This window comes from Collinsella aerofaciens, assembly GCF_015670795.1.
Taxonomy (GTDB): Bacteria; Actinomycetota; Coriobacteriia; order Coriobacteriales; family Coriobacteriaceae; genus Collinsella; species Collinsella aerofaciens_Q.
Genome location: NZ_JADPCJ010000023.1, coordinates 19,576 through 37,940, shown reverse-complemented (window position 1 = coordinate 37,940; position 18,365 = coordinate 19,576). Strand labels below are relative to the sequence as shown.

The following is an 18,365-nucleotide window of genomic DNA, read 5'->3' as shown; positions in this document are numbered from 1 at the left end:
GACCCCAGTCTCGCCCACTCCCAGCCCTCGGGTGTCTCGAACGGGATCTCGTCCTCGATGCAGACTGGCTCGGACTCGCGGCCCTTTGCGTCCACCCTCTTCTCATAGCGGCGGCCATCGGAACCGGCGAAGATGATCGACTCGCCGCCCTTCGGAGCCTTCATCTTCTTCTCGGCGACGAGCTCTCGGCGCTGCCCGCGAATGCGCTCGAGCAGGGTGCTCGCGGGCTCGTCTGCGGGGTCCTGGGGCACCAGCCCGCCCCGCACCGCCAGCTGCAGCACGGATTTGCGCAGGCGGCCGGGCAGCGCGGCGTCGAGCGCCTCGCGGGCGTCCTCGAGCCCGCCGTACTCCTCGACCAGGGGCATGAGCTCGCCGACGCGCTCGACGATGCGGCGCTGCTCGGCGAGGGGCGGAATCGGAAGAAATAGCTCTTTTAGCACTGCTGCTTTGATTCCTTTTGCGGTCGTCCCCGTGGCATGATCCTTAACTTGAATTTGGAACAGTGGAGATAGAATTATTTGGCAGAACAGGGCATTGTCTGGACCAACTGTGCCGTAATTCTGAAGGGTAATGACACGCTGTCCACAGCTGCAACGTTTCATTTCGCATATCGCGCAATACCCCATCGGGGCTTCGGTTGTAAACAGCAAGTCGCCACGGTGGGTCTCCCCGCGAGACAAGCGTGTTGCATATTCGTCTTCTGAAATATACTCCTCGCGCGTGTAATCAATATAGCCTTGGCGAATGTTGCTCGCAGTCATTAGTCGAACACCTGAAGGTGATTTGTGAGGTGTTTTACCCCTGTAATCAATGAAGTTATATACGGTTTCCAGCCTTGCCCAAGCCCACCCCTCGGGCAGTTCCTCAAACGGCACTTCGTTCGCGATGCACTTATCGCTAGTCACGCGACCCTTGGCATCCACCCTCTTCTCATAGGGGGAGCCATCGGAACCGGATTGGCTTTCAACTGTATTCGCGACAAGCGTTGTAAAATCTAGTGAGACGAGCATCCCGGTTGCTCCAGTGCTTCGATGCTCTGGTCTTTAGCGCCTTTCGTTCAGTGGAGGACTGACCGCAAGCGGCGTAAACAAGAAAGGGGACAATCGCAAATGAAAGCAACCGAGGCAAATCTACTCGACTTATGGGCGTGGCGAAGATGCAGTTCGTCATTCCCGTGTACCAGCGAGTTTACTCGTGGAGTGTAAAAGAGTGCGAGGTGCTTTGGGATGACGTCATGCGAGCGGGTCGTGATGGCGTATCGCACTTCGTGGGGTCAATGCTTTATATCCCCGAGTCCGAGAGCTCTGCCACGAGCATTTCGCGCGTGCTTCTGATTGACGGACAGCAGCGCATGACGACGTTTTCGTTGATGATTGCAGCTTTGGCTGACTATTTGGAGAGCAACCCCGACAAGGCTGGCTTCCTTGGCGACCTCAAAATCTCGGCGCTGAGGAAAAATTACCTCTTTAACGATGACGACTACAACGGTCTGGCACGCTACAAGCTGGTGCTCTCGCAGGACGATAAAGAGACGCTGTTCTCCATCGTGTCTGGGGCTCCCGTGCCGGATGAAAAATCGGATCGCATTGTCGAAAACCATGCGTTCTTCCGTGAAAAGATGCACGGGAAATCATTCGACCCTGCAAGGCTTTGGGCGGGGCTAAACCGCGTGCAGGTCATCGACACTAAGCTCACCGCTGGCGTTGATAATGCCCAGCTCATATTTGAGTCCATGAACTCCAAGGGCAAGCCGCTCACGCCCATTGACCTCATCCGTAACTACGTTCTAATGTCGCTTCCCAACGACGAACAGACCAAGCTTTATGAGGGTTATTGGCATCCACTCGAGTGCTTGTTCGGAAAAGGCGGCGAGGACGAGTTCAATGCATTTATCTGGTACTGGCTGTGGCTTAAAGTTCCCAATAGGATGCCGAAGGAGAACGAGGCCTACTACGAGTTTAAGCGCTATTTCGCCGACGACTACGATGGTGACACCGAGGGCCTGCTTAAGGAGCTGCGCGGGTATGCACATAGATACGCCAGTCTGTTCCTTGGTAAGGAGAAGGACGACGGACTGCGCCGAGTGTTCGGCAGAATCGTAAGCCTCGACGTGAAGCAGATAAGGCCCCTCTTAATGTTGCTTTATTCGGTTTACGAGGGGAATGGACTAGACCGCAATGCGTTTTTACGTATCTGCGAGACTATCGAGTCGTTTCTGTTCAGGCGAGCGGTTTGCGGCAGACTTACCACGGGCCTAAATAATTTCTTTGCCGGCATGTATCGCAATCTCGAGCAGCAGGACGATATCGAGGAGTACGTTACGGCGATGCTCCTTATCCACAGCAGCGGTATGACCGCATACTTTCCGACAGACGAGCATTTTGTCGAGGAGTTTAAGACGCGTGACTGCTACAACCGCTTCTCTAAAAAGCGCTATTACCTGGAACGCATGGAGAACTGGCACCACCCGAAGGAGTCCATCTCAGCCGACGATTACCAGATCGAGCACATCATGCCCCAGACGATCGATGATGAGCACGGCTGGAAGGAATCGCTTGGTGAGAACTGGGAAGACGTCCACGACAGGCTGCGCAACAACTTGGGAAATCTTACGCTGACGGGATACAACCAGGAGTACTCAAACCGGTCGTTCTCGGACAAGCTCAATCTGCCTGACGTCGGATTTAAGTGCAGCCCGCTCTACCTAAACAAATCGATTGTCTCGCATGAAAAATGGGGTGAGGAAGAGATTGGGCAGCGCGCGGACGAGCTGGTGAAAGAAGCGTGCGAGATATGGAAGTATCCCGACCTTCCGGCAGACGTCGTCGACAAGTACCGTCCTTCTCGTGGGGAGTCTGACGAGGCTCCTGTCTGGACTCTGCAGGAGAACCACCCCACCTTTGCCGAAGGTGGGCTCAATCAGAAGCTTTTCGATGAGGTGCGCGAGTCCGTTCTGAGTGGTAACCCTTCGTGGGAGTCCTACATAGCTAAGTACTATGTAGGCTTCAGGTCGGGCAAGCGAAAACTGTATGCCGTGCTAGAAGGCAGGACCAGCAACGGTGGTTGGATTGCCGTTGGCTTGGCAAAGAGTGTGGATGATCTAACGGATCCAGAGGACATGTGCCAGGACAAGCGTTCGCAGGGTGGATTTGGCCCGGGCTTACCCACTTACGTTGCGCTTCGGAATGCCGATGACATTCCTGCGGTGCTCGATCTCATAAAGCAGTGCTAGGTTGAAGGCCGGGAATCTAGTTCCCGGCCCTTGCCAGCTCAAAATCGTCGATGGCTCGTCCGCCCGTCTACACCCTTACGATCCTGCGGGCCGCACTCAGCAGCTCGTACTCCCTCTGGCTCCACTGGTACAGCTCGGTCGCGCGTACGGCGTCGCGGCACAGGTCCAGAAACACCTCGGCGCCCTCGCAGAAGCACTCGCGGGCAAAGTCACCCGAGCCGCTTGCGATGCACTCACCGTCGGCAAACAGCTTCCAGCTAGACGGCTCGCGCGAGTCATCTCCGAGCAGCTTGATCTGCAGTACGTGCGGGTCGCCGGCGGCGCAGAGCTCTTCCTCGAGCACCTGCACGGTAAAGCGCATCTGGTGGGAGAGGCTGCTCTTGACCAAGGCCGAGGCGTAGCCGTTCGGCTTGTCCAGAAGATGCATTCGTTTTGGCTTGGCTGTCAGGTTGTGGAAGTTGCGCTCGCTGCGCACAGAGAAATTGTCCATACGGACTCCTTTCATCGATGCTGGCAGGGCCACCGTGCCTCTTGGTCGGTTGGCGTCGGGATCGTGGAGCCAACTCTCTACCCCGACTCTGGATAAAACGCGCCCGCTCCTTGCGGGCAAGAGGAAGTCTATCAACGTGTACGGACAGAAATCAAGCGCCGCCTGCGAAATGACGCGTGAACGGCGTTAGTTTCCCAAGTGATTATTCGGCTTTCATTCGGAAAAGTGTGGAAATCAGCCGTGTAAAAGTACGGAAAAGTGTCGAAATGGGCACCTTAAAACTTCGGAAAAGTGTAGCTGGATGACAAAACAGCACTTAGAAGCTGGTGCTGGATGCGGGATCCTGTGGCCGCCTTCAGCCCTCGCTACTCGTCGTCCCCGTCGTTGGGGTCGCCCTTGAGGGTGTTGATGTCCAGGTACTGGTTGTCGTCCTCTTTTTGCTGCGTTGCCGATTCGGACGCGGTGGGGCCGCGGAACAGTTGGAATCCTTCAAACGCAATGACACCGAGCAGGGCAATGATAATGGCGATAAAGGCAACCTTGACTGCCTGCGGAAATTCCGAGAAACGCAGCGCCTTTTCCTCGGCGTAATAATCGGCGAAGCGTTCTTCGCCCGTGCTTTTGGTATACGCCGGTGCGGACGCGGCCTCCGGGTCATATTCCGGTGCAGGCGTGGCAGCGTGCGGATCGTTGAGATAATCGCTCGATGCGGTGCCATAATCCTCGGTCTCGATGCGACCGTTGCCAGCATAGCCATCGGAATAATCGGAATATGCCGCACCGCCCTCATAGTCCGCGGCGCTCGTGTTGGCGGCAAAAAGCGGGTTAACTGGAACATCGAGCGCCGGCATGCCGGTAGAGGTCTCATCCAGATCGGCTGCAGCCCAGGAATCGTGGGCAACCTGATGGGCGACGGGCTCATCGAGCCTTGTGACCGGAGGCTTGCGTGCCGCAGGAACGGGCAACTGCTGGGCGCTGTACATAACGGTGCTGTCGGCCGATTTGCCCTGCGTCGCCGCAGCGAGAAATGCCGCCGTCTCGGACGGGTCGTTTGCGGGGCGGGGAGCGGTCGTGGGCGCCGAAGTGGGTGCGGGCGTCGAAACAGGCGACTGCGCAGGAGTCGGCGCAGTCGCGGACTTGGGCGCAAGTGCGGGATTGGGGCTTGACGGGCGAGCGCCGCCGCCCATGAGTTCGTCGGCGGTCCACGGGCGATCATCCATCACATCGTCAAGGCTCAGCGAAAACAGGTCGTCTTCACTCTCATCGAACATGCGGTGCACATGTCCACCAATTGCCGGAATCAATCCGCGACCGGTGCATGATGCCTTGCTCAACGCCATTCTGTTCCATCCTTTCGAAATACTAATGACATCGATTATATGGAACTTCCCAAGCTGCTCGGTCTTGGATTCGTGCTTTCCAGAACTCGCGCCCAAAAGGGGAGGGGCAATCCAGGCGAGTGCCTACTTGTCGCCGGCCGCCGCCTTGGCCTCATTGAGGTAGCTATAGAAGCTGTACTTGGAGATGCCAAAGAACTCGCAGGCGCGCTCGCTTGACTTGGAAATGAGGAAGGCACCGCGACGGTCGAGGTAGCCAATGGCACGAATGCGCTCGTCTTTGGTCATGAGTGCCGCGGGCTTGCCCACAAACTGCTCGCACTCGTGCAGCAGGTCCTCGAGCAGGTCGCCGATGTTCTTGGTAATGGGCTCGGGCTCGGTATAGCCCGTGCCGCCGGTGCCGGTGAAAGCGTCGAGCGAGCGCTCAAAAGCCTTCATAAGCGTAATGTCAAAGTTGATGCCCAAAATGCCGACGGGCTTGCCTTCGTCGTTGCGGATAAAGATGGTCGAGGACTTGAGCAGCTTGCCATCGGTGGTTTTAGTGAGGTACGGCTCGCGGTCGTGTACGTCGGTGCTGCCCTCGTGCATGGACTCAAACACAATATGGCTGGGACCGTCACCCAGTTTGCGCCCGCTGACGTGGCCGTTTTCGATCACTACGATAGAGTGGTCCACGTCCTCGGTCTCCAGATCGTGGACGACGACTTCGCAGTTGGGGCCAAATTGGAGCGCCAGACCGTGTGCGAGGCGCTTGTAAAACTCAATCTGTGCGGGGGTCATGGGTACCTTCCTAAAAATTAGTTTGGGCTCACTGTGCCATAAACCACACATGACCGCAAACAAATCCATCAACAAGGCAATTCATGACCGTTCGGCGGCGAAAAAGTACCGATTACGGCAACAAACAATTCGTTAGGTATGCCAATCAAAAAGTGTGATAGAACATTACTAACAAACTTTTTGTTTGGCATCCACATAAAAGTTCAGCCGTGTGAATGGGATCGGGCTGAAACGCGTATGCGGGGGCCGGCAAGAGAGGACTTAAGGAGTTCACCGTATGGCCGATAAGATCCAGTGGGCGGGCAACACGATGCCCAAGAGCGATGACAAGCACTTGGGAATCATGAGCCTCGACCACGTGAAGAAGGCCCGCGCCTTCCACCAGTCGTTCCCTCAATATACCGTCACCCCGCTTGCCCGCCTGGACGGTCAGGCTGCGCGCTTGGGTCTGTCCAACCTGTGCGTTAAGGACGAGAGCTATCGCTTTGGCCTCAACGCCTTTAAGGTTCTGGGCGGATCGTTTGCCATGGCCAACTACATTGCCGACGAGACCGGCAAGGACGTTGCCGAGTGCACCTTCGATTACCTGACCTCCGATCAGCTTGCCAAGGACTTTGGCCAGGCCACCTTCTTTACCGCCACCGACGGCAACCATGGCCGCGGTGTGGCATGGGCTGCCAACAAGCTGGGCCAGAAGGCCGTCGTTCACATGCCCAAGGGTTCCACCAAGCCCCGCTTCGATAACATCGCCGCCGAGGGCGCAACGGTGACCATCGAAGAGGTCAACTACGACGAGTGCGTGCGCATGGCCGCCGCCGAGGCCGACGCCTGCGAGCGCGGCGTCATCGTTCAGGACACCGCCTGGGAGGGCTACGAGAAGATCCCGTCTTGGATCATGGAGGGCTACGGCACCATGGCTTCCGAGGCTGCCGAGCAGCTGCGCGAGATGGCCATCAACCGCCCGACGCACGTGTTTGTCCAGGCTGGCGTGGGTTCGCTCGCCGGCGCCGTGGTGGGCTACTTCACCAACCTGTATCCCGATAACCCGCCCACCTTCGTCGTGGTCGAGTGCGCTCCGGCCGCCTGCCTGTACAAGGGCGCTGCCGCCGGCGACGGCGATCCGCGTATCGTGGACGGTGACATGCCCTCCATCATGGCCGGTCTGTGCTGCGGCGAGCCCAACATCCTGGGCTGGGATATCCTGCGCAACCATGCCACCGCCTTCGTGTCCTGCCCCGACTGGGTCACCGCTCGCGGCATGCGCACCCTGGGCGCTCCCGAGAAGGGCGACCCGCGCGTCATCTCCGGCGAGTCCGGCGCTGTGACCACCGGCCTGGTCGAGACTCTCATGCTCGATCCCGAGTACGCCGAGCTCAAGGAGCTCATCGGCCTGGACAAGACGAGCTCCGTGCTCTGCTTCTCCACCGAGGGCGACACCGATCCGGATCAGTATCGCCGCATTGTTTGGGAAGGCGAATATCCCACTTGCTAATCGTTGGGGCGGATTAAATAGGTATCGCTCCGCCACCTCACAGGTAGATTCCTTCGTTTGAAAGGTTATGAACAATGGCTAAAGAACTCGATTTCGACGCTATCAAGGCTGCTGCTGAGTCTCATCGTGCTGATATGACTCGCTTCCTGCGCGCTATGATCTCCCATCCCTCTGAGTCCTGCGAGGAGGGTGAGGTTGTTGCCTGCATCAAGGCCGAGATGGAGAGCCTTGGCTATGACGAGGTCAAGGTCGACGGCCTGGGCAACGTTATGGGCTTTATGGGCGAGGGCGACAAGATCATCGCCATCGACTCCCACATCGACACCGTCGGTATCGGCAACATTGAGAACTGGGACGCCGATCCCTATGAGGGCTACGAGACCGACGAGATCATCTACGGTCGCGGCGGCTCCGACCAGGAGGGCGGCATGGCTTCCGCTACCTACGCTGCCAAGATGATGAAGGACATGGGCCTCATCCCCGAGGGCTACAAGATCATGGTCGTCGGCACCGTCCAGGAAGAGGACTGCGACGGTATGTGCTGGCAGTACATCTACAACAAGGACGGCATTAAGCCCGAGTTCGTCATTTCCACCGAGCCCACCGACGGCGGCATCTATCGCGGTCACCGCGGCCGCATGGAGATCCGCGTCGACGTTCACGGCACCTCCTGCCACGGCTCCGCTCCCGACCGCGGCGACAACGCCATCTACAAGATGGCCGACATCATCGCCGACGTCCGCGCCCTCAACAACAACGGCTGCGACGAGTCGACCGACATCAAGGGTCTCGTCAAGATGCTTGACCCCAAGTACAACCCCGAGCACTTTGAGGATGCCCGCTTCCTGGGCCGCGGCACCTGCACCGTCAGCCAGATTTTCTACACCAGCCCCAGCCGTTGCGCCGTGGCCGATTCCTGCGCCATCTCCATCGACCGTCGCATGACCGCTGGTGAGACCTGGGAGTCCTGCCTGGACGAGATCCGCAACCTGCCGGCCGCCAAGAAGTACGGCGACGACGTGAAGGTCTCCATGTACATGTACGACCGTCCGTCCTGGACCGGCGAGGTCTACGAGACCGAGGCTTACTTCCCCACGTGGATCAACAAGGAGACCGCTCCGCACGTCAAGGCTCTCGTCGACGCCCACAAGGCCATGTTTGGTGACGAGCGCATCGGCTGCGAGCCCAGCATGGACAAGCGCACCGGTCGCCCGCTGTGCGACAAGTGGACCTTCTCCACGAACTGCGTTTCCATCCAGGGCCGCTACGGCATCCCCTGCGTGGGCTTTGGCCCGGGTGCCGAGTCTCAGGCTCACGCTCCCAACGAGGTCACCTACAAGGACGACCTGGTCACCGCTGCCGCCATGTACGTGGCTGCCCTGAACCTCTACGATCCGAGCAAGGCCGATGGCGACGCCACCGTGTTCCGCGCCGGTCTGACCAACAACAAGATCGATTAGTCCCATTCCTCGATTTTGTTGAGCCGGGGGTCGCTCGTGTCCCCGGCACCCCCTGTTGACTTGGGGCCCGCGGTCGTTATCTCCCATGCTTCCTCAACGGTGGCGGGTCCTCGTCATGGTGCTCTGCATGTTCTAGCCACACGCGCATGCCGGAGCACATCTACTCACTGCGATCGTTTCATCTTTAGAAAGGACATTTCCATGGACGCTAAGTTTACCGAGCTCGTCGAGCAGCTGAACGGCCTCGATTTTAAGGGTATGTACGGCAGCGACTTCCTGCACACCTGGGACAAGACTACCGATGAGCTCAAGGCTCTCTACATCGTCGCCGACGCCCTGCGCGAGCTGCGCGAGAACAACGTCTCGTCCAAGATCTTCGACTCGGGTCTGGCCGTCTCCCTGTTCCGCGACAACTCCACCCGTACGCGCTTCTCCTTCTCTAAGGCCGCCAACCTGCTCGGCCTTGAGCTGCAGGACCTGGACGAGAAGAAGTCCCAGATCGCTCACGGCGAGACCGTCCGCGAGACCGCTACCATGATTTCCTTCATGGCCGACGTCATCGGCATCCGCGACGACATGTACATCGGCAAGGGCGACGCCTATATGGCCGAGGTCTCCGAGTCTGTCCAGCAGGCCTACGAGGACGGCGTTCTGGATCACCGTCCCACGCTCATCTCCTTGCAGTCTGACTCCGATCACCCCACGCAGTCCTCTGCCGACATGCTCTACCTCATCAACGAGTTTGGCGGCCTCGAGAACCTCAAGGGCAAGAAGGTTGCCGTCACCTGGGCCTATTCGCCCTCTTACGGCAAGCCGCTGTCCTGCCCGCAGTCGCTGATCAGCCTGCTGCCCCGCTTTGGCATGGACGTCACCCTGGCCCACCCCGAGGGCTACGACCTCATGCCCGAGGTCGTCGAGCGCGCCAAGGGCTATGCCGCCGAGTCCGGCACCACCTTTAAGCAGGTCAACACCATGGCCGAGGCCTTCGAGGGCGCCGACATCGTGATCCCCAAGAGCTGGGCTCCGTTTGCCGCCATGGAGAAGCGTACCAACCTGTACGCCGAGGGCGACGACGCCGGCATCGCTGCGCTTGAGAAGGAGCTGCTCGCCCAGAACGCCACCCATCAGGACTGGTGCTCCACGACCGAGCTCATGGAGAAGACTGCCAACGGCCAGGACACCATCTTTATGCACCCGCTGCCCGCCGACATCTCCGGTGTCTCCTGCGAGCACGGCGAGGTCAACGCCGACGTCTTCGACATGCACCGCGTGGGCATGTACAAGGAGGCCAGCTACAAGCCGTACGCCATCGCTGCCATGATGTTCCTGCAGAAGGTTGCCGATCCCGCCGCTACCCTCAAGGCCCTCGACGAGCGCAACACCGCCCGTTGGCTCCAGGCCTAAAGCTGGGCTGAGAAATGGCTAAGCGTATCGTTGTCGCCCTGGGCGGAAACGCCCTCGGCGCCAACCTTCCCGAGCAGATGGAGGCCGTCAAGACGACTTCCAAGGCCATCGTCGACCTGATCGAGGAGGGCAACGAGGTCGTCGTCGTGCACGGCAACGGTCCCCAGGTGGGCATGATCGCCAACGCGATGGCTGAGCTCACGCGCTCTAATCCTCAGAAGTACGTTCCCTGCCCCTTGTCCGTTTGCGGCGCCATGAGCCAGGGCTACATTGGCTATGACCTGCAAAATGCGCTGCGCGAGGAAATGCTCGACCGCAATATCGACAAGGGTGTCGCGACCGTGCTCACCCAGGTCGAGGTTGCGGCGGACGACCCGGCCTTTGCCGACCCGGTCAAGCCGATCGGTCCGTGGATGAGCGAGGCCGAGGCCAAGGAGCTGGAAGCCGACCGCGGTTACCAGTTTATCCACGACGAGAAGCAGGGCTTCCGTCGCGTGGTTGCCTCGCCCAAGCCCGTGAACATCGTCGAGCTCGACACCATCAAGTCGCTCGTCGAGTCCAACCATGTGGTGATCTCCTGCGGCGGTGGCGGCATTCCCGTCACCAAGGCCCAGGGCAACCACCTTAAGGGCGCTGCCGCCGTCATCGATAAGGACTTTGCGGCCGAGAAGCTCGCCGAGCAGCTCGATGCCGATGCCCTGGTTATCCTGACGGCCGTGGAGAAGGTTGCCGTTGGCTTTGGCACCGACCACGAGCAGTGGCTCGACACGCTGACCGCGGCTGACGTAAAGCGTCTGTCCGAGGCCAACGAGTTTGGTCGCGGCTCCATGCTGCCCAAGGTCCAGGCGGCCTCGACGTTTGCCGAGAGCAAGCCGGGCCGCACGGCGCTCATCACGCTGCTCGAGAAGGCGCGTGACGGTCTTGCCGGCAAGACCGGTACCACGTTTACCGGCGACGCTGAGTAGGCATATCTGCACCATTGAGGAGGGTGCCCTGCGTCGCGGGGTGCCCTCCTTTGTGCTATGGAGAGCCAAGGGTCGTTCGCTGGAAAACGAGTGCGTGTCTGTTCCGACGGAGTGTGAGCTTGGTATGGTGGGTATAGCAACTATGGTGTCCAAGGCAGCCAGGGGAGGTTTGCGGAGATGAAACTCGGTTGCGTCATTATGGCTTCGGGCGAGGGCAAGCGGTTTGGCTCTAACAAGATGCTTGCCGATATCTATGGCAAGCCGCTGATTGCCTGGACTATCGATTCGGTTCCCCGGGGCTTTGACGTCGTGGTTTCGACGCGTTGGCCCGAGGTCGCCCAGATTTGCGAGGACAAGCATTGCCCGTGTGTGCTGCACGATGGCGAGCTGCGCAGCGAAAGCGTCCGTGCGGGCCTTTCGTGGGGAGTCGAACGCAACTGGAAAGGTTGCCTCTATTTGCCGGGCGACCAGCCGCTCGTGAGTTCGGATTCTTTTGAGGCTATGGTTCGTACATTTGACGAGCGTGGCCGCAAGCATCCGGTGCGTCTTGCGTGCAACGGTGAGCCTTCGAGCCCGGTGCTCTTTCCGGCGGAACTATTCGATGCGCTTATGTGTCTTGAGGGCAAGGACGGCGGCGGTTCGATCCTCAAGGGCCGTACCGATGTGGTGTTGGTCGAGGCGCGTGCCTACGAGCTGTGGGACGTCGATACCGTCAAGGGACAGCGACGCATAACGGAGCATATTGCCGCCTGCTCGTATTTTGATCGCGTGGCCAACTGCATCAATCAATAAGGAGCAATTATGATCATCATCAAAAACGGCGCGCTCGTGACGCCCCAGGGGCTTCGCCGCGCCGATCTTGCCATGGAGGGCGACAAGATTGTGCGGATCGCCGCAGCGATTGAGCCGGGCGCCGACGATACCGTCGAGGACGCCGCGGGCTGCTGGGTGTTTCCCGGCTTTATCGACGGCCACACGCACATGCAGTGCTGGACTGGCATGGATTGGACAGCCGATAGCTTTGAAACCGGCACGCGCGCGGCTGCCTGCGGCGGCACGACGACCATTGTGGACTACGCGACGGCCGATCGCGGCGTGACCATGCCCGATGCCTTGGCCGAGTGGCATCGCCGCGCCGACGGAACCTGCACGGCCAACTACGCTTTTCATATGGCACTCGCCGAGTGGAATGAGCGCAACCGCGCCGATCTTTCGGCCATGCGCGAGGCGGGCGTATCGTCGTTTAAGACCTACTTTGCCTACGATCATTTGCGCCTGGACGATGCCGAGACGCTCGAGGTGCTCGAGGAGCTCAAGCGTATTGGCGGCATACTGTGCGTGCATTGCGAGAACGGTACGCTGGTGAATGAGCTGCAGAAGCGCGTGTACGAGCAGGGGATTCATGGGCCCGAGGGGCATGCGCTCAGCCGCCCGGACGTGTGTGAGGCCGAAGCCGTGAGCCGCCTGCTGTATCTGGCGCACCTGGCCGGGGACGCTCCGGTCAACGTGGTGCACCTTTCGACCAAGCTGGGGCTCGAGGCCATTCGCGCTGCCAAAGCGCGCGGGCAGAAGGATATCTATGTCGAGACCTGCCCCCAGTATCTGATGCTCGACGACACCTGTTATCTGGAGCAGGGCGAGGACGGCTTTGCGGGCGCCAAGTATGTGATGAGCCCGCCGCTGCGCCATGCCGGTGACCGTGCCGCGCTGCGCGAGGCGCTTGTGGCCGGCGAGATCGATACGATTGCGACCGACCACTGCAGCTTTAACCTGCACGGGCAAAAGGACCGCGGGCGCGACGATTTCCGCGCGATTCCCAACGGCGGGCCCGGCGTGGAGCATCGTCCCGTCGCGATTGCCACGAGCTTTGAGGGACAGCTGGGTCCCGAGGATCTGTGCCGCTTGATGAGCGAGAACCCGGCGCGCGTTTTTGGCATGTATCCACGCAAGGGCTGTCTTGCCGAGGGTGCCGATGCCGACGTGTGCGTGTGGGATCCCCAGGCGCGCTGGACAATCAGTGCCGCGACACAGCATCAAGCTGTGGACTACACGCCGCTCGAGGGTTTTGGGGCACATGGCCGCGCCAAGGCCGTGTTTGTGAACGGCGTGCTGGTGGCGCGCGATGGCGAGCCCACCGGAGCCCAGCCCGGTCGCTACGTGCCTCGCTAGCAGCAAAGATGCCGTGTCCCCTCCGCAGTTGCGGTGAAATACGGACTGTTTGCGGCCGTCATACGGCCAAACAGTCCGTATTTCACCGCAACTGACGAGATGGGGCCGGCTACTTGAGGCTGGTGGCGATGAGGGGGCGGCCGAGGGCTGCCTCGAAGCGGTCGGCCATCGTGGGGTTGCTGAGCGTGTCGACTTGGTTGAGCATGACGCGGGCATTGTTGAGGTTCAGCATCCGCAGCTCGGCATTGAGCACCTGGGCGACGCGCTCTGGGGTGGCAGTGTCGGTGAGCTCGCAGCCGCAACGCTCGCAAAAGAGCTCGGGGCGGTGGACAACCTCGGCGACGGGTTTGCCCAGTCCCGAGGCGCCGACGACCCAGACAACGTTTGCCGTGGCGGCGGGAATTACCGGCTCCCAGGCGGCATGCGCCTTGAGCGGGAGTCGCTTGCTGCCATCTGCCTCGGCCAACACATAGTCAAAGCGCTGCGCCAGCTCGTTGAGCGGCTCGGCGGGGGCGGAGAGCTTGCCTGTCTCCGGGTCCAAGATGCCTGCCTGGCAGATGCCTCCGCGTGCAAGGCCCGCGCAGGCCTCGCAGGTGCAACCGGGGACATGCGAGGCGCCCGGCTTCCAAGGCACGGCGTCCAGGCGACGATTCGACCCGTCCCATGGCACGCCGGCAACGGGAAGCATATGCGTGGTGGTGCAGAGGAGCACGCGGCCGCCAGCGCGCATGAGCTCAAGACCCAGCGTTTTGAGCAACGTCGACTTGCCGCCGCTGCCGATAATCGCGGTAATGTCCGGCTCGATCCTGAGCGCCGAGGCAAGATTGCCGCTAACCGTTTCCATCTGTTCACCGCCGTATAATACTGTGATAATAAATAATCATCAGAGTAGCGGTCGAGCCGCTTTTGCTCTGCTCAAACCGTAGCACAGGGAGGTGCCCCGGGAATGCTCGTTTATGTTCGCGGCGCCGGCGATATCGCCACGGGTGTCGCCGCTCGCTTGGTGCGCGCCGGCGTGTCGGTCGTTATGGCCGATATCGCGGTTCCCACGTGCATCCGCCGCACAATCAGTTTTTGCGAGGCTATTCGCCTGGGCGAGGTCCAGGTCGAGGGCATTCGCGCTCGCTTGGCGCAGACGCCGGCAGAGGCGCTCGAGATTACCCAAGCGGGGGATGTTGCCGTCGTGGTGGACCCTCAGGCCAAGATGCTCGATGAGCTTAAACCCGCGGCTGTGGTCGACGCGATTTTGGCCAAGCGCAACCTGGGCACCACGCGCGACATGGCGCCTACCGTCATCGCCGTGGGGCCGGGCTTTACCGCGCCGGTCGATTGCGACGCCGTGGTCGAGACCATGCGCGGGCATTTTTTGGGCCGCGTCATTACCCAGGGCTCGCCCCAGCCCAACACGGGCGTGCCGGGCGTGATCGCCGGCTATGGCAAGGAGCGCGTTATCCACAGCCCCGCCGCCGGCGTGTTTCGGTCCGACCGCGCAATCGGCGACATCGTGAGCGCCGGAGACGTGATTGGCTACGCGGACGATACGCCCATGTGCACGCAGATCGATGGCTGCCTGCGCGGGCTTTTGGCGAACGGCGTGCAGGTGACTGAGGGCTTTAAATGCGCCGATGTCGATCCGCGTGGCGATGCCAGCTATATCAACTACATTTCGGACAAGGCGACGTCGGTCGGCGGCGGCGTGCTCGAGGCACTCGCTATGCTCACCGATATCTTTAGAGGATAGAAGGCGGCAATGGAAAAGCTCGATGTTGTGAATGCGGCGCTTGTCGCCCTGCGTGCTGGCGAGACGTGCGAGCTCGTGGTCGTAGCCGGCACGGCGGGGTCGTCGCCGCGCGGCGTGGGCGCCTGGATGGCCGTCTTTGCCGACGGTAGCCAGGCGGGCACCATCGGCGGCGGCAAGATCGAGCTCTTTGCGCTGGACGAGGCGCGAGAGCTGCTGGCCGCGGGGCAATCGCGTCTGGTCCGCTACACCATGGGCGGCGAGAACTCCGATACCGGCATGATCTGCGGCGGAGCCATCTGCCTGTGCTACCTACATCTGGATGCGACCCAGGCACCGTTGTTCCAGGAAATTGCCGACGTCTTGGTCTATCGGCGCATCGGCGACTTCGTCATCGACTTTGAACCGTTTATCGCGAGCGCGCTCGAGGGCGATGTGGCCGAGTACCATGGCGAGGCATCGCGCCATACCATTGCGGGCTGCCCCGGGCTTTCACTGGTGGAGGAGGGGAGTAACGTCACCTACACTAACGCCGCCTCCGAGATTCCCGCGGCGCACGTCGAGACGCTCTGCCCCGAGGGCCTGACCTACATCTTTGGCTGCGGACACGTGGGCGCCGCGACGGCGCGCGTGCTCACGGCGGCGGGCTTTGCCGTCGTGGCCTGCGATGACCGCCCCGGCACGTTGACGCCCGAATGGGTGCCCGGTGTCTACGATCGTCGCCTGGTCGATTACAAGAACCTGAGCGAGCTGTGTCCCATCGGTCCGCGCGACTTGGTGGTCGTCGCCACGGCGGGTCACAAGTCCGATATCGACGTGGTGATTCAGGCCATGCGTGCCAAGCCTGCCTACCTGGGCTGTCTGGGTTCGCGCCGCAAGACGGCCTTTGTGCGCGCCCGCCTGGAGCAGGAAGGCTTTACGCAGGACCAGATCGACGAGCTGCACCTTCCGATCGGCGTTGCCATCGAGGCCGAGGACCCCGAGGAGATCGCCATCTCCATCGCCGCCGAGATGATCCACCTGCGCCGCACCAAACTCGTCCCCCGCAAGCGCTAATCGCATCCCCACCAATAAGTTGCGGTGAAATACGGATTGTTTAAGCCTGTTAGGCCGCCAAACAGTCCCTATTTCACCGCAACAGCTTTTTGGGACCCATTTGTGCGGGGGAGTTGTGGAGTTGTGCAGGCAGACGAGGTTTTTCTGGAAATACACTCCCGATGCGCGTATAGTACCGATTGTTTTGTCGGCTCCTGCTGTGTCGAGTCCAAACCGCAAAATGCCATGAGCGGCGCGGATGCAGCCAGGAGGCACGAGGACAACCCATCGTGGCCACGCCCCGTGCTTAAAACCCCAAGAAGGAGTGAACAATGGCAGAAGAGAAGTATGTGCCGCGTCTGAAGACCAAGTACAACAACGAGGTCAAGCAGCAGCTTCAGGACAAGTTCCAGTACGAGAACGTCATGATGATCCCCAAGTTTGAGAAGATTGTCGTGAACATGGGTGTCGGCGAGGCCGCTACCGATTCCAAGGCCATCGACGGTGCCGTGCGCGACCTGCGCGCCATCACCGGCCAGCAGCCGATGATCACCCGTGCCCGCAAGTCCATCGCTACCTTCCGCCTGCGCGCTGGTATGCCGATCGGCTGCAAGGTTACCCTGCGTGGCGACCGTATGTGGGAGTTCTTCGATCGTCTGACCTCCGTCGCGATCCCCCGTATCCGCGACTTCCGCGGCATCTCCGCCAAGAGCTTCGACGGCCGTGGTAACTTCTCCATGGGCGTCACCGAGCAGCTCATCTTCCCCGAGATCGACTTCGACTCCGTCGATCACCAGCGCGGTATGGACATCACTTTCGTGACCACCGCCAATACCGATGAGGAGGCCAAGGCCCTTCTGGACGCCTTCGGTTTCCCGTTCAAGAAATAGGTTCACCTGCCCTATAAGCGCCGTTCCCACAAGGGGGCGGCGCTTGGGGCGAACAATACTCTATGTGAGGAGGATATAAGTGGCTAAGACATCGATGATCGTCAAGTGCAATCGCAAGCAGAAGTTCTCTACTCGTGAGTACACGCGCTGCCAGCGCTGCGGCCGTCCGCACTCTGTGTACCGCAAGTTCGGCCTGTGCCGTGTCTGCTTCCGCGAGCTTGCACTCAAGGGCGAGCTTCCCGGCGTTAAGAAGGCCAGCTGGTAAGTCACTACCAGCGTTTCAAGCATCAGTTTGGAACAGGGAAAACGCGCTAAAAAGGCTTTGCCGTTAAGGGCGGCGAAGAACCAAGAGCACGTGTTCATCAAGAACGAAGGAGAATCTGTATGAACCTTACAGACCCGATCGCAGATATGCTTACGCGCATCCGTAACGCTAACTCTGTGAACAAGGCCACGGTCTCCATGCCGAGCAGCAAGAAGCTCGTCGAGATCGCTCGTGTTCTGCACGAGGAGGGCTACATCGAGGGCTACGATGTCGAGGACACCGTTCCCCAGAAGACTCTGCACATCACGCTTAAGTATGGTCCCAAGAAGGCTAAGGTCATCAACGGCATCCGCCGCATTTCCAAGCCGGGCCTGCGTAAGTACACCGGCGTTGCCGACATGCCCCGCGTCCGCGGTGGCCTTGGTACCGCCATTATTTCCACCAGCCATGGCGTCATGACCGACCGCGATGCTCGCAAGCACAACGTCGGCGGCGAGATCATCGCTTACGTCTGGTAATTCGCTCGGTAGGTAGAAGGAAAGGAGATCACCGTGTCTCGTATCGGTAATAAGCCTGTCCAGATTCCCGCCGGAGTCGAAGTGGCAGTCAACGGCAACAACGTTGTCGTCAAGGGCCCCAAGGGCCAGCTCGAGCTCGATGTCTTTGAGAAGCTCGCTATCAACGTCGAGGACAACGTCCTCACCGTTTCCCGTCCCGACGACGAGCGTGAGACCCGTGCCCGCCACGGCCTCACCCGCGCCCTCATCCACAACATGGTTGTTGGCGTTTCCGAGGGCTTCGAGAAGAAGCTTGAGCTCGCCGGCGTCGGTTACCGCGTGCAGCAGAAGGGCAAGAACCTCGAGTTCTCCCTGGGCTTCTCGCACCCCGTGATCGTCGAGGCTCCTGAGGGCATCACCTTCGAGGTTCCCGACAACACCCACGTGAACGTCAAGGGTATCAACAAGCAGCAGGTCGGTCAGATCGCCGCTGAGATCCGCGGCCATCGTCCTCCCGAGCCTTACAAGGGCAAGGGTATCCACTACGTTGGCGAGCACATCCGCCGCAAGCTGGGTAAGGCCGCCAAGTAGTCGTAACCGACTCACTCGCA

General features: G+C 60.3%; 18 protein-coding genes and 1 riboswitch. Of the genes, 13 read left to right on the top strand and 5 right to left on the bottom strand.

Going from position 1 to position 18,365, the window contains the following annotated elements; genetic code table 11:
* On the bottom strand, positions 1-761 hold a 761-nt coding region (locus I4W09_RS07760), incomplete at its 3' end, for a restriction endonuclease subunit S (protein ID WP_230318731.1).
* Between the two features lie 395 nt (positions 762-1,156).
* On the opposite strand from I4W09_RS07760, the gene I4W09_RS07755 reads away from it, so the two are divergent.
* Positions 1,157-3,232, top strand: a complete 2,076-nt coding sequence (locus I4W09_RS07755) for a DUF262 and DUF1524 domain-containing protein (protein WP_230318730.1) — start codon at positions 1,157-1,159, stop codon at positions 3,230-3,232.
* A 67-nt stretch (positions 3,233-3,299) separates the two neighbouring features.
* Here the strand turns inward: I4W09_RS07755 and I4W09_RS07750 are convergent, their stop codons facing one another.
* The 3 genes from I4W09_RS07750 to I4W09_RS07740 form a co-directional block, all read right to left on the bottom strand.
* Entirely contained in the window at positions 3,300-3,722 is a 423-nt protein-coding gene (locus tag I4W09_RS07750) for a hypothetical protein (protein WP_196033357.1), read from the bottom strand.
* A gap of 8 nt (positions 3,723-3,730) precedes the next feature.
* Positions 3,731-3,821: riboswitch (SAM riboswitch) on the bottom strand.
* Positions 3,822-4,087: 266 nt separating this feature from the next.
* The gene (locus tag I4W09_RS07745; RefSeq protein ID WP_230318729.1) at positions 4,088-5,062 is read right to left on the bottom strand and encodes a hypothetical protein; all 975 of its coding nucleotides are present in this window, start codon (positions 5,060-5,062) and stop codon (positions 4,088-4,090) included.
* Positions 5,063-5,185: 123 nt separating this feature from the next.
* Positions 5,186-5,839: a helix-turn-helix transcriptional regulator gene (locus tag I4W09_RS07740; protein WP_035137462.1), complete on the bottom strand. Its 654-nt coding sequence runs from the start codon at positions 5,837-5,839 to the stop codon at positions 5,186-5,188.
* Positions 5,840-6,116: 277 nt separating this feature from the next.
* Between I4W09_RS07740 and dpaL the strand changes: the two genes are divergently transcribed.
* From dpaL to hydA, 6 genes are all read left to right on the top strand, one after another.
* Positions 6,117-7,331, top strand: a complete 1,215-nt coding sequence (gene dpaL, locus I4W09_RS07735; protein WP_118266260.1) for a diaminopropionate ammonia-lyase — start codon at positions 6,117-6,119, stop codon at positions 7,329-7,331.
* A 74-nt stretch (positions 7,332-7,405) separates the two neighbouring features.
* On the top strand, positions 7,406-8,791 hold the full coding sequence (locus tag I4W09_RS07730) for a YgeY family selenium metabolism-linked hydrolase (RefSeq protein WP_196033353.1): 1,386 nt from the start codon (positions 7,406-7,408) through the stop codon (positions 8,789-8,791).
* A 201-nt stretch (positions 8,792-8,992) separates the two neighbouring features.
* The gene (gene ygeW / locus I4W09_RS07725) at positions 8,993-10,195 is read left to right on the top strand and encodes a knotted carbamoyltransferase YgeW (RefSeq protein ID WP_055287465.1); all 1,203 of its coding nucleotides are present in this window, start codon (positions 8,993-8,995) and stop codon (positions 10,193-10,195) included.
* A gap of 14 nt (positions 10,196-10,209) precedes the next feature.
* Positions 10,210-11,160: a carbamate kinase gene (gene arcC, locus I4W09_RS07720; RefSeq protein WP_196033351.1), complete on the top strand. Its 951-nt coding sequence runs from the start codon at positions 10,210-10,212 to the stop codon at positions 11,158-11,160.
* Between the two features lie 177 nt (positions 11,161-11,337).
* Positions 11,338-11,952 (top strand): nucleotidyltransferase family protein, encoded by a 615-nt coding sequence (locus tag I4W09_RS07715; protein WP_196033348.1) that lies wholly within the window; start codon positions 11,338-11,340, stop codon positions 11,950-11,952.
* 9 nt (positions 11,953-11,961) lie between these two features.
* Positions 11,962-13,329 carry a dihydropyrimidinase gene (gene hydA / locus I4W09_RS07710; RefSeq protein WP_196033345.1) on the top strand — a complete coding sequence of 456 codons (1,368 nt, stop codon included), beginning with the start codon at positions 11,962-11,964 and terminating at the stop codon, positions 13,327-13,329.
* 109 nt (positions 13,330-13,438) lie between these two features.
* Here hydA and yqeC read toward each other — a convergent pair whose 3' ends face one another.
* Entirely contained in the window at positions 13,439-14,173 is a 735-nt protein-coding gene (yqeC, locus tag I4W09_RS07705) for a selenium cofactor biosynthesis protein YqeC (protein WP_196033342.1), read from the bottom strand.
* Between the two features lie 102 nt (positions 14,174-14,275).
* Here yqeC and yqeB point away from each other — a divergent pair, with 102 nt between their 5' ends.
* From yqeB to rplF, 6 genes are all read left to right on the top strand, one after another.
* Positions 14,276-15,070: a selenium-dependent molybdenum cofactor biosynthesis protein YqeB gene (gene yqeB, locus I4W09_RS07700; protein ID WP_035137452.1), complete on the top strand. Its 795-nt coding sequence runs from the start codon at positions 14,276-14,278 to the stop codon at positions 15,068-15,070.
* Between the two features lie 9 nt (positions 15,071-15,079).
* Entirely contained in the window at positions 15,080-16,123 is a 1,044-nt protein-coding gene (locus tag I4W09_RS07695) for an XdhC family protein (RefSeq protein WP_138113026.1), read from the top strand.
* Positions 16,124-16,434: 311 nt separating this feature from the next.
* Positions 16,435-16,992, top strand: a complete 558-nt coding sequence (gene rplE, locus I4W09_RS07690) for a 50S ribosomal protein L5 (protein WP_006235260.1) — start codon at positions 16,435-16,437, stop codon at positions 16,990-16,992.
* 79 nt (positions 16,993-17,071) lie between these two features.
* A complete protein-coding gene (locus tag I4W09_RS07685) occupies positions 17,072-17,257 on the top strand; it encodes a type Z 30S ribosomal protein S14 (protein WP_022094280.1) in 186 nt (61 codons plus the stop codon).
* A gap of 119 nt (positions 17,258-17,376) precedes the next feature.
* On the top strand, positions 17,377-17,775 hold the full coding sequence (gene rpsH / locus I4W09_RS07680; protein ID WP_006235262.1) for a 30S ribosomal protein S8: 399 nt from the start codon (positions 17,377-17,379) through the stop codon (positions 17,773-17,775).
* A 33-nt stretch (positions 17,776-17,808) separates the two neighbouring features.
* Positions 17,809-18,345 carry a 50S ribosomal protein L6 gene (gene rplF, locus I4W09_RS07675; RefSeq protein ID WP_006235263.1) on the top strand — a complete coding sequence of 179 codons (537 nt, stop codon included), beginning with the start codon at positions 17,809-17,811 and terminating at the stop codon, positions 18,343-18,345.
* Positions 18,346-18,365 lie beyond the last annotated feature (20 nt).